Origin of the sequence: Chitinophaga sp. HK235 (genome assembly GCF_018255755.1) — a bacterium.
GTDB lineage: Bacteria > Bacteroidota > Bacteroidia > Chitinophagales > Chitinophagaceae > Chitinophaga.
On sequence record NZ_CP073766.1, the window covers coordinates 4760515 to 4775515 of the forward strand.

Annotated in this window: 12 protein-coding genes; 1 reads left to right on the forward strand and 11 read right to left on the reverse strand. The window is 41.4% G+C overall.

All coding sequences use genetic code 11. From position 1 onward, the window contains the following. Positions 1–26 precede the first annotated feature (26 nt). Together KD145_RS17560 and KD145_RS17565 are read right to left on the reverse strand one after the other, a co-directional pair. Positions 27–1301, reverse strand: a complete 1275-nt coding sequence (locus KD145_RS17560) for a site-specific integrase (protein ID WP_212000333.1) — start codon at positions 1299–1301, stop codon at positions 27–29. A gap of 357 nt (positions 1302–1658) precedes the next feature. Beyond that, positions 1659–2588: a hypothetical protein gene (locus KD145_RS17565; protein WP_212000334.1), complete on the reverse strand. Its 930-nt coding sequence runs from the start codon at positions 2586–2588 to the stop codon at positions 1659–1661. A 232-nt stretch (positions 2589–2820) separates the two neighbouring features. On the opposite strand from KD145_RS17565, the gene KD145_RS17570 reads away from it, so the two are divergent. Next, the gene (locus KD145_RS17570; protein ID WP_212000335.1) at positions 2821–3684 is read left to right on the forward strand and encodes a hypothetical protein; all 864 of its coding nucleotides are present in this window, start codon (positions 2821–2823) and stop codon (positions 3682–3684) included. 78 nt (positions 3685–3762) lie between these two features. Here KD145_RS17570 and KD145_RS17575 read toward each other — a convergent pair whose 3' ends face one another. The 9 genes from KD145_RS17575 to KD145_RS17615 form a co-directional block, all read right to left on the reverse strand. Beyond that, a complete protein-coding gene (locus KD145_RS17575; RefSeq protein WP_212000336.1) occupies positions 3763–4443 on the reverse strand; it encodes a carboxypeptidase-like regulatory domain-containing protein in 681 nt (226 codons plus the stop codon). A 41-nt stretch (positions 4444–4484) separates the two neighbouring features. Next, a complete protein-coding gene (locus tag KD145_RS17580; protein ID WP_212000337.1) occupies positions 4485–5210 on the reverse strand; it encodes a carboxypeptidase-like regulatory domain-containing protein in 726 nt (241 codons plus the stop codon). Positions 5211–5504: 294 nt separating this feature from the next. Next, positions 5505–6692 carry an acyltransferase gene (locus KD145_RS17585; protein WP_212000338.1) on the reverse strand — a complete coding sequence of 396 codons (1188 nt, stop codon included), beginning with the start codon at positions 6690–6692 and terminating at the stop codon, positions 5505–5507. A 133-nt stretch (positions 6693–6825) separates the two neighbouring features. Continuing rightward, positions 6826–7821 (reverse strand): aldo/keto reductase, encoded by a 996-nt coding sequence (locus tag KD145_RS17590; protein WP_212000340.1) that lies wholly within the window; start codon positions 7819–7821, stop codon positions 6826–6828. A 73-nt stretch (positions 7822–7894) separates the two neighbouring features. Then, a complete protein-coding gene (locus KD145_RS17595) occupies positions 7895–9799 on the reverse strand; it encodes an ABC-F family ATP-binding cassette domain-containing protein (protein ID WP_212000342.1) in 1905 nt (634 codons plus the stop codon). A gap of 253 nt (positions 9800–10052) precedes the next feature. After that, on the reverse strand, positions 10053–11624 hold the full coding sequence (locus KD145_RS17600) for a hypothetical protein (RefSeq protein ID WP_212000344.1): 1572 nt from the start codon (positions 11622–11624) through the stop codon (positions 10053–10055). Between the two features lie 110 nt (positions 11625–11734). Continuing rightward, positions 11735–12862: an acyltransferase gene (locus tag KD145_RS17605; RefSeq protein ID WP_212000345.1), complete on the reverse strand. Its 1128-nt coding sequence runs from the start codon at positions 12860–12862 to the stop codon at positions 11735–11737. Between the two features lie 119 nt (positions 12863–12981). Then, positions 12982–14064 carry a mannose-1-phosphate guanylyltransferase gene (locus tag KD145_RS17610; RefSeq protein ID WP_212000346.1) on the reverse strand — a complete coding sequence of 361 codons (1083 nt, stop codon included), beginning with the start codon at positions 14062–14064 and terminating at the stop codon, positions 12982–12984. Between the two features lies 1 nt (position 14065). Further along, entirely contained in the window at positions 14066–15001 is a 936-nt protein-coding gene (locus tag KD145_RS17615) for a GDP-L-fucose synthase (protein ID WP_212000347.1), read from the reverse strand.

Sequence of the window (15001 nt, forward strand, 5' to 3'; positions counted from 1 at the left end):
TTTTGACTTTAAATAGTCTTTAAATCTCACTTTACGGCTTTCAATGCTGGTTCAGCGCTCCACATTTCACGCAGCAGGTCTGCATGCTCTTTATTGTCGAGCCGAATGTACTTTAGGAAAGCCGCCTCCGTTTTGTGGCCGGTAATTTTCATAATGGTTTGCGCCGGTATGCCCTTTAGATAAAGGTTCGTTGCAAATGACCGGCGGGCGGTATGAGAACTAACCAGCTCCCATTTTTTAAAAGATTGGATCACACGCAGACCACCCTTTGTATTGATCACCTCTACCTTTTCCTTTATTTCAACCGCTTTATAAACCTCTTTTATATACTCATTCAGCTTTTGATTAGAAATACTTTCCGGTGTGTTGCCATCATATTTTTTCAGTATTTCTTTGACAATTTTATGAATGGGAATAATCACTTTAGCACCTGTTTTTTGCTGGAACAGCTCTATATTATCACCCTTGATATTTTCCTCCCTGATATTGGTAAAGTCACTAAAGCGCAGGCCCGTAAAAGCTCCCAGGATAAACAAGTCTCTCACCCTTTCCAGCTTCTTATTGTCTGAAAAATCGTGATCGTAAACCTTTAGTAGCTCCGCTTCAGGTGAATAAACCGCCGTACTGTCTTCCATCAACACTTTAAAGCGCTTGCTTTTGTGGTCAGCACGGGTAGTTAATCCTTTAGCCTCTGCTGCATTTAGGAAACTTTTCAAGGTGGAAATATACTTCCCTACAGTATTGACTTTATACTTTTTGGTGGTGGTGAGGTAGTTTAGGAAGTCCTGGTAAAAATCCAAATCAATGGTATCAAAATCCACTTTCCTGGTGTATATCTTGGTAAAATCCTTTAATACCGTTAGTGTAGTGTTATATTTCTGGATAGTCCGGGGATTGGTCAGACGACCAGTATTAGCGTTAGTCCTTTTATCAGCATTATTGATAAAGTCCTCAATAAAGGGGAAAAAGCCGTTAACGGCGCTGGACTTATTGGTGAACTGGTCTAAACTTTCCTTGATAAATTCCCGTGTAATGGGGGTACGGTTAGCCACCCCTTTGGTATAAACACCGATCACGTGTTTTTTAATATCTGACAGGTACTTGTTTATATAGTCCTTTTCCGGTTCCGATATAATATTTTTCACGCACTGTTGGTCAAAATTCCAGCTTTGAGGGCGGATTTTCAACTCCAGGGGATAAACCAGTTTCTTGCCGGCCCATGTTTTATGCCTGAAAATAAGGTAGATGATCTGCGGGTCTTTGGAATCCTTTTTTCGGAGGTTGAAGTTAACGTTCGCCATTTAACTGCTTTATGAAAAGCAAATATACGGCGTTGTCATTTTGGTTGTCACTTTTCCTTTATTTTCTTTTAAACTATTTTATACTATTTAAAAAATAAGCTATACGAAAAGAGGGCTAAACCCTTAAAAATAGGACATTGTAGGCATATAAATTACCACTTCCCAAAAAAAAGCCACAAAGCGGGTGATAGTTTTGACGAGGCTACTAAAAACTTAATCCGCCCAAACTTAGCTTTACTAAGTTTGGGCGTTTTTCTTTTACGGACGGGGGTGATTTTATTGCAAAAGCAGTAAAACGTTGGCAAGATCTGGCATTTCCTGACAAACCGGGACCGTTGGTCATATTCAATTTATAGTTTATTGATTTTCTACTTTTCGCAGTCTGGTATTCAGCTCAGCTATTTCCTTCTGTTGTTTGATAATATCCTCCTGTTGTTTGATAATATACAGTGTTAATTCCTCTACCTTTTGTAATAACCGTTTGTTCATATCTCCCAGATCAAGTCCATTTTTTTCAGCTTCTTTTGCAGAAGGAATATCGGGCAGATGTTTATTAATATTCAAATATTTCTTCAGCTCACTCAGGGATGGCAGACTATAATTCTCATGGAATACAAAATCAGGCCAATCTGCAGGGTTGATAGTTACTCTCACTCTATGGGCAGTAATAGTGCCAGCAACTGCCAATTTAGACTTGGGGCTTGTAGTACCTATTCCAACATTTCCATTATTTAAAATAGACATTCTTACATTATAATTAGTGCCGTTGTAATCTCCAAATGTTAATCTTCCGGAATTGGCAGAAGGAAAATATATGCTGTGTTCATATGGTCCATTATCCATATCAGTACCTAATCCCATCCATGCTTGTGGATCTATGTCCAATCCAAAAAGTTGTAATCGGGGGCTGCGAGCATAATTACCCCCTATCATAATAGCAGGTTGCAAAGATGTTTTTTGGATTTGTAAATTATACTGAGGATTCATGGTGCCTATACCTATATAACTATTACTCCTTCTTATAGTCAACGCATCTGCTGTTGTGCCATAGTTATAAACGTGAAAGTTACTATCTCCCACTTCCCTTAATCCCAGAAAAAAATCATTCCCGCCATTGGTTTGCCATTGCAGGCCAAAATAAGAATTTGGGGCAGATCTGTTTAAAAATAAAAACTTATTATTTGCAGAAATAGTATTTCCACTATCAAATGCATTTTGGAGTGTTTGGCCATTTACTATTATTACAGCAAAAAAAAACATCACAATGCTCAGACAGAATATTTTCATAGATACGTTGGATTTTAGCCCCACAAGATAAATCATAAAGACAAAGAATAGACTGTCCGAGCCTCATAAAAGCCTTCCCTTATGTCCACAGCCGGCGGTTCCTTCTATCCCTATAGTATATACGCATTGTTATTCATTATTTTCCAGCTTGCCCCTTTGTCCGCTAGTTGAGGTTGGGGAAAATCAATCTTTATCATCATCTTCATGCGATATTTTAAACCCAACTTTAGCTATGAAAAAAACACTGTCCCTTTCCCTGCTGCTGTTAGCATTTGGATTTATTGTTAAAGCCCAGAATCTCCAGGCTGTCACGGACATAGGTAACACCACCAACAACGCCCTCTTCATCAATGGATCCGGGAAATACAATACCATTGGTAATTACAACGGATTGATGCTGTACTTCTATAACGGTGCAGGTTATGTAGATGTGATGAACCCGAGTACTTCGGTATTTTCCCCGCTGTGGCTGAGAGGTTCTACAATACAAACCAATAACCGTTTACTCATAAACAATGCCACAGATGATGGCAACACAGCCTTGCTGGTGAATGGCAATATAAAGACCAACGGTTATAACTACAGGGCATTCACTGCAGATCTTGTAAGTGGATATACTACTATAGATATCTCTGAAAATAATAACAGGCGTGCTTTTATGGGTTACTCTACAGGAAGCAACATTGTCACTTTTGGAGCCGTTGATGACAATGGAACGGAGAGAGGACTGTATTTACACCGGTTATCGGGAAATGTAGGTATCGGTGCCTATAATCCCCAATCTAAATTAGCCGTAGCCGGCACTATTACTGCCCATAGAGTGAGAGTAACTACCAATCCTGCCGATTGGCCTGACTATGTATTTCATGAAAACTACTCCCTCCCCTCCCTTCAGGCAGTAAAACAATATGTCAACACCCATAAACATCTGCCCGATATCCCCTCCGCCGGCGAAGTAGAAAAGAACGGCCAGGACCTGGGAGAGATGAATAAACAGCTGTTAAAAAAAGTAGAGGAACTGACCCTGTATATTATTCAGCAACAGGAACAGATTACAGCACTGAATGAAAGATTAAAGAAAGTAGAAAAACAATAAATAAACGTATATACGTGTCCGGTAGTTCATTCACCGGACATGCTTTTTTAAGTACTAATCCTTTCCAGCGTAATGATTTTATTTACGGCGCCACAGCCGTTTCCAAGTGCGTTTTACTTTTTGCCAGCGGGTAAGCTTATGCACTATTACCAGCTCTCCCGTGAGTCTATTATCCTGATCCTTCAACTGCACCTTCACGGGCTGTCCTTCTTCATAATTGGCTGTCACAGGCATCTCTACGGTCTTAAATCCAATAAATGCAAAAACGAGGGTCAGGTCTTTTCCCTTCAGTTCCGGAGGTATGGCCAGTTTATAATTTCCAAAATAATCCGCTGATACACCGGTTCGTGTGCCTTTAAACATTATGGTAGCACCCTGCAACGGATTGCCGGACTTATCTGCTACTACACCAGTAATATAATTGGCGGTATCTGCCACCGGAATGTTAGTTGCAGCAGATGCTACAGTTACGCTTCCACTGGCTACTAGTAAAGCAGTGATTACCATCGCCGGTAATAAGGAAGTAGCCGGTTTTCCGGCCACCATTATGCGATCCAGCTGTGTGGTATTAAAATGTCCGCAATATTTGCGGGAAGTATCCGATAAGATCTCCACAATCTGATTATCGGAAAGACGGGTGAAATCCACCACTACTTTGTTACAACTGCCGCAGAAACGGTCGGTTCCCTCCGGAGACATGCTGTCCCAGGATTGGGAACAGGGCTGAGGAACAGATACTTTAATCGGCACAGGGCGCATATACGAAGATTTTATTCAAAGAGGACTACTTATCCATGATTTCATAATTGGTTCCAGGTGTATTTTGCTTTTTGCCAGGGCCCTTGCCTGACAGCTGCAATCCCTCCTAATATAACCTCTTCTTCATCCAGTGATTTTGGATCGTCCTGCAGTTGTATATCCAAACGGGCTTTTCCCTCTGGCAATACTTCCTTCGTTTTGTACCCAATAAAAGAGAAAATCAGTTTCAGCGGCTTTTTGCTCAGGTTATTCGGAACAGAGAGGCGGTAATTGCCTTCAGCATCAGCAATAACGCCTACGTGGCTTTTTTTAATCCTTACCGATACAAATGGAATCGGGGTTCCCTTCATATCCGTTATTTTACCGGTAATGACAACAGCCGTATCTGCAATTTCATTTTCAGCTATTACCGCAGCATGGTCTGCCGCCCGTGTTTCTAATTGGTAAGGTTCCCGAGGCATGGCAGATGCTTCTTCCACGGCGATGCCTGCTGTCAGGACAGCACCCAACATGGCGGCAGGTATAAAGGCAGGAGATTTTTTATCCTGTGTCAGCACACGTTCCAGTTGTGAAGCTTTAAAACGGCCACAGTGGCTTTTGGATGTATCGGTCAGCATACTGATGATCTGACTATCGGATAACTGCGTGAAATCTATGACTGTTTTATTACAGCTACTGCAAAAACGGCCCGTGCCATCGGGCATCATCTCATCCCAGGATTGCTGGCAGGGATGCGGAACAGATACAGATAGGGATATTTTACGCATAACGTACCATTATAAAGATAAGATACGCATTTTACGTAGAAGTATACACGCAGTAGGCACCGGCAGGGCATAAAGATACTGTCAGCTGATTTAAACAGGATTGTTTTCTCAATACCAATTTATCCGGTTTCTTTTTATAGATGTCACGCCTATCGGATAGCAGGCAGGTATCAGGATCTTTAATTACCTTTTCTTTTTCACAGCACCACTTTTCACAGGTTACATCCCATCGTTTGATACAGCATACCTGAAATATAAAAAGTCGGGCCTTGCATGAGATTAGCAGAAAGAATCTCATTTTACGCTGCCTTGAAGCACCGGTATTATTTCCGGGTCTGGTGTGCCCTTTTTTGAAATGTATTTTTTAATAAATTCCTTCCCAAGACGAATTCCTCCTTTTTCAAGGAAGTAATAACAGAAAGAAGAAATAACTAAGATTATTAAAACGACAGGGATTAAAAACAACCAATAATTTAGTGCGTTTTGTTGCGTGATAGTTTTAACAATTTGTGTGTGTGAGTATATATATAATATTGGCATGTGAATAAGGTAAACACTATAACTTATGTTACCTAAACGATGCGCCCCTTTGAACGACAACATCCCAAACAAATCACTTCCATTAGAGATCAGCAAAAATGATATGAACATCAGGAAAACAGCAACAGGCCCAACTGCAGAGTTAAAGCAAACAAATACCGATACTATACAGGCAAGTGCAATTGCGGAGCCAAGATTGTTATCTAAGACTGGTACATATTTTTTCCTGGTCAATGTTGCACAAAGCATCCCAGCAAAGAACAATGCCCATGTTGCAACAGGAGGGTGATAGATCTGTAAATGAACCAGACTAACCAGAAATCCTGCTGCGGTAAAAAGCAGAGGAATTTTCTTTCTTATAAAGAATGAAGTAAATATCAATGAAAAATATAAAATCCATTCTCCACGTAAAGTCCAGACAACCCCTAAGAGAGGTACCATATAAAATCCATTTAGATCTATCGGGCCGGCAAACCCCAACCACATCCATTTAAAGAAGGTAAATAAAAAATGGCCGGGTTTATCCTGTAATTGAAATCCGGTTTGCACGCCCATAATAACTATTGCTCCCAATATTACCAGATAATATACGGGTGCAATACGAAATATTCTTCCTACATACAGTGCCCTCCAATCAGTTCTCCCTTCCGCTTTCAATAGTTTCCCCCAGAAAAGAAAACCTGTAATCATAAAGAATAAGGCAACTCCCACTTCTCCTAACATTCCATTAAAGATTACAAGGGTATCCCATTTATCCCTGGTGACCACACTAAAGTTTGAATCCAGGTGATTAGCTACTACCGCAAACGCCAGGTATCCTCGTAATCCATCTAATGTGCTAATCCTTCCTCCTTGCAATTCATCCAATTTCCTGAAAAGGGGAAGAGACACTGTAGAAAGCATTAATAGAATAAGTACAAAGAAAGGCAGGATTAATATCATAAAATAGAAAATGATAAGCGGCAAATATAAATAATATTTGTACTTACCATACATATATGGATAAGATCCACTTTTTTATGCTGAAAGACCAGCAGTATGCCATGCTATACTGCCGGCCCATTAAATACAAGAATTATTTCTCCAACACCAGCTTATTGAGTGCATTGGTAATAAAGCTGATCTCTTCTTCTGTTAGCTGTATCGCTGCAGCTCTGGCATTCTGCAGTGCCTGTTCGGCATTTCGCGCACCTACCAGGGCAATGGTGATGCCAGGCTGTTCGATGGTCCAGCGGATAACCAGTTGTGACAGGGAAGCATTTTTTGCTACTGCCAGCGGGTTTAGTTTTTCCAGGAAAGCGTTGGTCCTTTTCAGGTTTTCATCTTTGTAGAAATAGATACCTGCGCGATGATCTCCCGGTGCAAACTGATGTCCCGGCTTCATTTTACCGGTCAGCAACCCTCTCTCCAGCGGGCTGTAAGCCAGCACCGATAAACCGTTATCTATGCAATATGGCAGATCTTCCGCTTCGATACCCCGTTTCACCATACTGTACGGCACCTGGTCTGATACCACCTGTACATGCCGGCGGGCTTCCTCCAGCTGGCTGGCATTGTAGTTACAAACGCCGGCGTAACGCACCTTTCCCTGTTTGATAAGGTCGGCGACGGTATCCATGGTTTCCGCGATGGGTGTGGTAGAATCCGGCCAGTGTATCTGGTAGAGATCAATATAATCAGTGCCCAGCCGGCGGAGGCTGTCCTCACACTCCTTGATAATGCTGGCTTTGCCGGCATATTTGTAGATATCGATGTCTTGGCCCTGGTTATTCTGGCTTTTGAAGGCGAAGTCGCCTTTAGCGAGGTCCCAGCGCATCCCGAACTTTGTCAGGATTTGTACCTTATCGCGGGGAATCCCTTTGATAGCTTCTCCCACAATCTCTTCACTGGTACCCTGTCCATAGATTGGAGCGGTATCGATGGAGGTAACTCCTTCGTCGTAAGAAGCCCGGATAGCTTTAACAGCCTCCTTACGTTCTGTACCGCCCCACATCCAGCCACCAGCAGCCCATGCTCCGAATGTTACTACTGATACATTTAAATCTGATTGCCCTAATTGTCTGTATTCCATAGCCTGTGTTTTTATTCCCAAAAATTAAAAAGTCCGAAGTTAACCTTCGGACTTCTGATATATAACCTTTGTATTATCCATTCAGTTCACTGAGTTCCAGCCAGCGCATGCCTTTTTCATCCAGCAGCTGAATTACCTCCCCGATACGATGTGTAAGCGGTTCCATTTCTTCATAAGGCAGTGTCCCACTGGATAATTTTGCTTCAATAGCGTTCTTTTCTTCTTCCAGTGCCTCCATTTCCTTTTCCAGTGTTTCAAACTCCCGCTTTTCCTTGAAGGTCATTTTTCTGGTAGCATTGTCAGCAGTGGCTGTTGCAGTTGCGATGGGAGCAGCCACTGGTTTAACTTCTTTTTTCTCTTCCGCCTTGCGTTTATCCTCTTCCTTCTGCCATTCGCGGAACTGGGTATAGTTACCAGGATAATCCCTTACAACGCCATTACCTTCAAACACAAACAGATGGTCCACCAGTTTGTCCATAAAATAACGGTCGTGGCTCACAATGATCACACAGCCCTGGTACTCCTGCAGGAAGTTTTCCAGAATACTGAGAGTCGGCAGGTCCAGGTCATTGGTCGGTTCGTCCAGTACCAGGAAGTTGGGGTTGCGGAACAGGATAGACAACAGATGTAGCCTTCTCTTTTCCCCACCACTTAATTTGGAGATATAGGTATATTGTTTATCACCCGGGAACAGGAACAATTCGAGGAACTGAGCAGCACTCACCTTGGTACCATCCGCCAGCGGGAAGTTTTCGGCAATATTTTTTACAAATTCGATCACCCGCATATCTTCTTTTACCGGCAGGCCAGACTGGGAATAGTTGCCAAATACGATCGTCTCTCCCACATTGATTTTACCGGAATCAGGTTGTTCCGATCCCAGCAGCATGTTCAGGAAGGTAGACTTACCCACCCCGTTTTTACCAACGATACCTACACGCTCTCCCTTTTTGAAGGTATAGTCGAAGCCTTTGAGAATCACATGATCTCCGTAAGCTTTATATACTTTTTTGAGTTCCAGTATTTTACCACCCAAACGGGTCATTTTTACATTGAGCTCCAGCTGTTGGTCTGCTACCCTGGTGGTAGCTTTTTCCTTTACTTCATAAAAAGCGTCCTGCCGGGATTTGGACTTGGTAGTACGGGCTTTAGGCTGCTTACGCATCCATTCCAGCTCTTTGCGGTAGGTATTACGGGCTTTTTCCACGCTGGCCTTGTCCATCTCTTCACGGGTGGCTTTCCGCTCCAGATAGCTCTCGTAATCGCCCTTGTAGATAAAGAGTTGTTCCTGGTCCAGCTCCATGATTTCATTACACACACTGTCGAGGAAGTAGCGGTCGTGGGTAACGAGCAGGAGGGTTACCTTTTCCTGATCGAGATAGTTTTCCAGCCACTCGATCATGCTAACATCGAGATGGTTGGTGGGTTCGTCCATGATGAGCAGTACATGCTTATGTTCGAAGCCAATGTCTATCAACACTTTAGCCAGTGCAACCCTTTTTTGCTGGCCACCGGAGAGGGAACCGATAGGCTGGTCCAGATTGTGGATATTGAGTTTACCCAGTATCTGTTTTACTTTGGAATCGAAGTGCCAGGCGTTGAGCTCGTCCATACGGGCGAAGGCGGCCGTGAGTTTGTCTACATCCGGTTCATGCCCTTCTTCTGTAAGGAGTTCATATTCCTTGATAGCGTTCAGGATAGGGTTATCGTAATTGAATATATTTTCGATAACGGATTTGGACAGGTCAAAATCGGACTGCTGCTCCAGCATTACTACGGTAACATCCTTGTGTATCCATACTTTTCCTTCATCAGGCGCTTCTTTTCCCAGGATAATCTTCAGGAGCGTGGATTTACCTGTCCCATTGAGCGCTACCAGCGCTATTTTATCGCCTTCTTCTATATGAAAGGAAATATTCCGGAATAATGGCTTGATACCATACGATTTGGTGAGCCCTTCTACTGTTACGTAATGCATAAGTGCGAAGTTATACATATTCAGGAAAACTCTTCCGGGTCCGGAAATATGTATTTGATATTATGATTTTTTTCGTATATTCAGTATAGGAATGGATGGCTGGACAGATATCCTACACCTAATGATACATCTTTTTGTTGTTCGTTCTTTTTCGGCCTTTGTCCATTATCCTTGCCCCTCTTTTGCGTTAAAATAAAAAAAGCCCTTGCGCGTATAGCGGAAGGGCTTGTGTGTTTTTAGACTCAACAAATATCTAAAAATCGTAATACAATTGTCTGAAGGAGCTACGGAGGCCGAAATTAAATATCAGCTCTTTATTATCGCACAATTTATTATTTTCTCTTCGTGCTGTTACAGATAATTCCAGTCTTAGATTGATTTTAGGATTCAGGAGAAAAGCAACGGTCCCCTGCACATAGGTAAGGGTTGTTTTGAGTCCCTGACCGATATGGTTACCATACTCAACATTTCTGGTCTCATAAGACTTAAAAATGTCCTTGCCATAGTTGATACCGGAAGAATCAAGGCCATATTTTGCGAACATTACTTCACCTTTAAAGAACCACCTTTTATATTGATAATCTGCCAAATTTACCCACTCTACGAAATTAGCTCCTAAAGGATGGGCTAATGGCTGGTTATAATGCCCATAATTGTTCAGCGTAGTTCTTTGTGAATAGGTATATGGTCTGGCAGCATTTACCTCTGTCAATATGTTCAGATGAGGGACCTGAAAAATGTTATTGGAGCGGAATCCTATTTGTCCACCGAATTTATTCGCCCACCAGCCTTTTCCCTTGGTCATTTCACTGAACTTAAACTCGTCCAGGATAAATTGGCCATAAGCAGTGGAGTTCGATGAAATAGCATATTTCAGGTTCAATCCCATCACTGCATTGTCCGGAGATCCTACAGAGAATTCGACAGGACGCAGGAAAACAATAGGATTTGCATAACTCATGTCAAATCCTCTTTTCCCGGTAGAATCGCTATCTGCCCAAATTACTGATTCAAACAGGCCAATTGACAGTTTTTTTGACACATTCCAGTCCAGATAATTAAATACGCCCCATTTTTTTCTATAGCCGACATCATAAGAAGCGCGCGGATAACGCATATCAATAAACTGGGCCCACATTGTTGTATACTGCACACGTCCTACGGTGGCAATTACTTTCAGAAAAGGATAATTAAAAGAGTTATCAGATAATAACATGGATCTATAGCCATCTCCGATAAAGTTTTTATCATATCCCAGTTGAAAATCAAGAAATTTCCCTGCTTTATAATCGAGCAAAGCAGAAGCAATGGCAAAATCAAAGCCTTTGCCATTGCCATAATCTTTCCATTCACCCTGCCCTGGCACTACTCTTCCATCTCTTCCAAAATTCTGAATATACTCGGGAAACTTTGCCTGGTTTTCATAAAACTCTGCCCTGAAATGAAAATTTTTACCCAGGCGTCCTCCCGCTATCGCACCACGGGAATTCAACCATGTTGTGCCATTATCAGAAGATCTGCCAATTGTGAAGTCGGGCAGAAAACTTGCGTAAAACGAATAATCTTCGTTTTGGTATTCCAAAAGATGTTCACGAAAAAGCTTTCTATATAACCAGCTTTTTTTAACACTTGTGTCTCCCTGAGGCAAGTCAAACGTCGGTTGTACCATATAATCTCTTAGAGATGAATGGTAACTTAATGTATCTGATGTTGACTTATAAAACCCAAGTGAGAATTGTCTTCCGGCATTCTGTCCATAACATACGACAGACAAGGTTAACATACATAAAATTCCAAAGAAGGAGGTAGCGTATAATCGTAACATAATCATGTTGTATTACTAATAATAAATACAATATTCCCTACTGCTCAGCACCAAAACCATCGTAAGTCGTCCTAATAATATTGCAGAAAATATCTATAGAAGGAAAGTTACTATTCATTATTAATCAGCTTCAATTTCGATATTTTCTGGTCTTTTACACGTTTAATAATTTGTTTACCCAAATTCTGGAAGGGTACTTCGACCAGATGATAAAAGAAAGTAGCCAGAATAGCAGATAAAATAACTACACAAAGATATTTGAATGCAACACTTTGTATAGCAGTACGCATATCAGTAATCTGTCCTTCATTAAAGACGCCTGATTTGGTTAGCCAATGGATCACTGCAAAATGGACCAGGTACATACTATAACTGATCTTCCCGAAATATCTGATCAAAGGATTAACAACTATCCGAAAATCCTGTTTGGCAAGTGAATACCCCAAACCAATAAAGAGTACGGAAAAGACAACAGGAGCAGAAATCAGTACTGAATCACCAACGGCAAAATTCAGAATAAAAAGAGTCGTAATGGCCAGGATACTCCGTGGAGAAACAGCCCATTCATTTCTGGGAGTAGAAATGAGGAAATACATAATTATACCACAAGCAAATACAGGCAACTGAGCCGGCAAATACAGGGTTAAAAAATCTCCCCATAACCTCGGATCGGATATAAGGACAAATTTTTTAAAGACTATATGTAGCAGTAGCCTTATAAAACAGGCAATAAGGAAAAAATTAACTGCTTGTCCGAGGTTTTTAATTCTTTGATACAGGAAAGGAATTAAACAATAAAACGCCATTTCTACTGTGATCGACCATCCACCAGGAACTAAGCTATTAATCCAATATGGGTTTATACCATGAACAAAAAAGAAGTTAGAAACAATATTTGCTGTCGAAATACCTGCAGCATCACCTAAAAAGTATCTGGGACCATAACCATCCTGAAATAAATAGTAAATGATTCCCAGCCAATACATAGGTGCGATTCTAAAAAATCTCCTGATAAAAAAATTCACATAAGAAGTTTCCCCTGTATTCGTTCTATTATTGAGCGAAAGAAAGAGAGTGAATGCGCTTGCCACAAAGAACAACTGAACCCCTCGTGCCCCGCTACCTAATAAATTCTCAAGTGGTGCCGGGAAATGAAATGCTTCGATCTGACAATGTACCAAAACGACGCCCAGGATAGCAAGTCCTCTTAATGCATCAACGTATTCAAGTTTTTTCATCAACATTTAATTTTCAACAGAGGAAACAATCAAAAAGGTAAAAATAAAATGTTTATATGGAGGAGTCCCGGTCTTCCGCCATCTATTTAATTAAACACATATATCCTAAGGGTGATCATCTAGAGATAGTTGGCATGCTCTCCCTTATTGAGCATTTCCGTCACCTTCTTGATCTCCTGTTCCATTGCTTTAGGATAAATCAACAAGACATTGTTATCATCTACTATAATAAAATCCTGGAGGCCTCTGATAATAGCTAATTTCTCTTTCTGTAAAGAAATCAGACAGTTACTGGTCTCTTCCAGATACACCCGGTTGGAGGAGACGGCATTGTTACCCAATTCCTTTGGCTGATGTTCAAATAAAGAGGTCCATGTTCCCATATCACTCCAACCGAAATCAGCGGGGATCGTGTAGACATTATCCGCCTTTTCCATAATCGCATAGTCAATAGAGATTTTAGGAGAAAGGGGATAATGTTTATCAATAAAAGTCTGTTCTTCCGGGGTATTATAATACGTCCATCCTTCTTTAAACAAATCAAAAACCCCTTTCTCCATTTTTTCAAAGGCGTTTACTATTGCCTGGGCCTTCCAGATAAAAATACCGGCGTTCCAGACATAGTCTCCACTTTCCAGGTATTCCTGTGCCTGATTAAAATGGGGTTTTTCCTTAAAACAATTAACCTTGTGTACACCATTCCTCCCTTCCTTATCAAAGTTAATATAGCCATATCCGGTATCCGGCCGGGTGGGAGTAATGCCTAATGTGAGCAAAACATCCTCTGTTGCAGCCAGCTCCAGACCCTGTTTTATTTTCTCGAGGAAAATATCTTCATAGAGAATAAAATGGTCTGATGGAGCAACAACCATGCGGGCATTGGGATCTTTGGCCAGCAGTTTAAAAGCGGCGTATGCAATACATGGAGCAGTATTGTTACGTGATGGTTCAGACAGTATATTCTCAGCTTTCAGTGATGGCAATTGTTCCTGCACCAGTGCCTTGTACTGCACATTCGTGATCACATGAATATTATCTGCAGGGATGAGCTTTAAAAAGCGCTCATATGTCAATTGCAACAACGATTTACCGACACCCAACATATCGATGAATTGTTTCGGAAAATCATTCCGGCTCTTAGGCCAGAAGCGGCTTCCTACGCCGCCTGCCATTATCAGAACGTGGTTTTGGGAATCTATCATTTCAATTCGTCCAGTTTGAATTTTTTACTTCATTATAGACTTTCTGTATACCTTCTTCCAGCTCAATTTTTGCCTTCCATCCGATACCATCTAACTTGCTTACATCCATTAATTTTCTGTGGGTGCCATCTGGTTTTGAGGTATCAAATACCAAAGATCCGTTAAACCCAACAATTTTTTGTATAAGACAAGCCAGATCTCTGATACTAATATCATGACCCACACCTATATTTACCAATCCGGATTCGTTATAGTGCTGCATCAGATAGAAGCAGGCATCTGCCATATCATCCGCATGCAAAAACTCGCGCATAGGCGTTCCCGTACCCCATATGACAACTTCGGCTGCACCATTCACTTTTGCCTCATGCATTTTACGCAGCATAGCAGGCAATACATGTGAGTTGGCCAGATCATAATTATCATTAGGACCATATAAATTGGTAGGCATCACGGAGATATAATTACAACCGTATTGCGCCCTATAAGCATCACACATCTCAATGCCGGCAATTTTTGCGATTGCGTATGGTTCATTGGTAGGCTCCAATTTACCTGTAAGCAAGTACTCCTCCTTTAAAGGCTGCGGTGCGAGCTTAGGATATATACAGGAAGAACCTAAAAACATCAGTTTTTTTACGCCATTCAGATACGAGTGATGAATAACATTACTTTGAATCATGATATTGTCGTAAATAAACTCGCCTCTTAAGGTATTATTTGCCATAATACCCCCTACTTTGGCAGCTGCCAGAAATACGTAATCCGGCTTATTTTCAGAGAAAAAAGCAGCGACGGCTGTCTGATCCCTAAGATCCAGTTCTTTGGAGGTACGGGTAATAATATTATCAAAACCAGCCTGACGTAATCTTCTAACAATAGAAGATCCAACCATTCCTCTATGGCCTGCTACATAAATTTTATCTGTAAGGTTCAT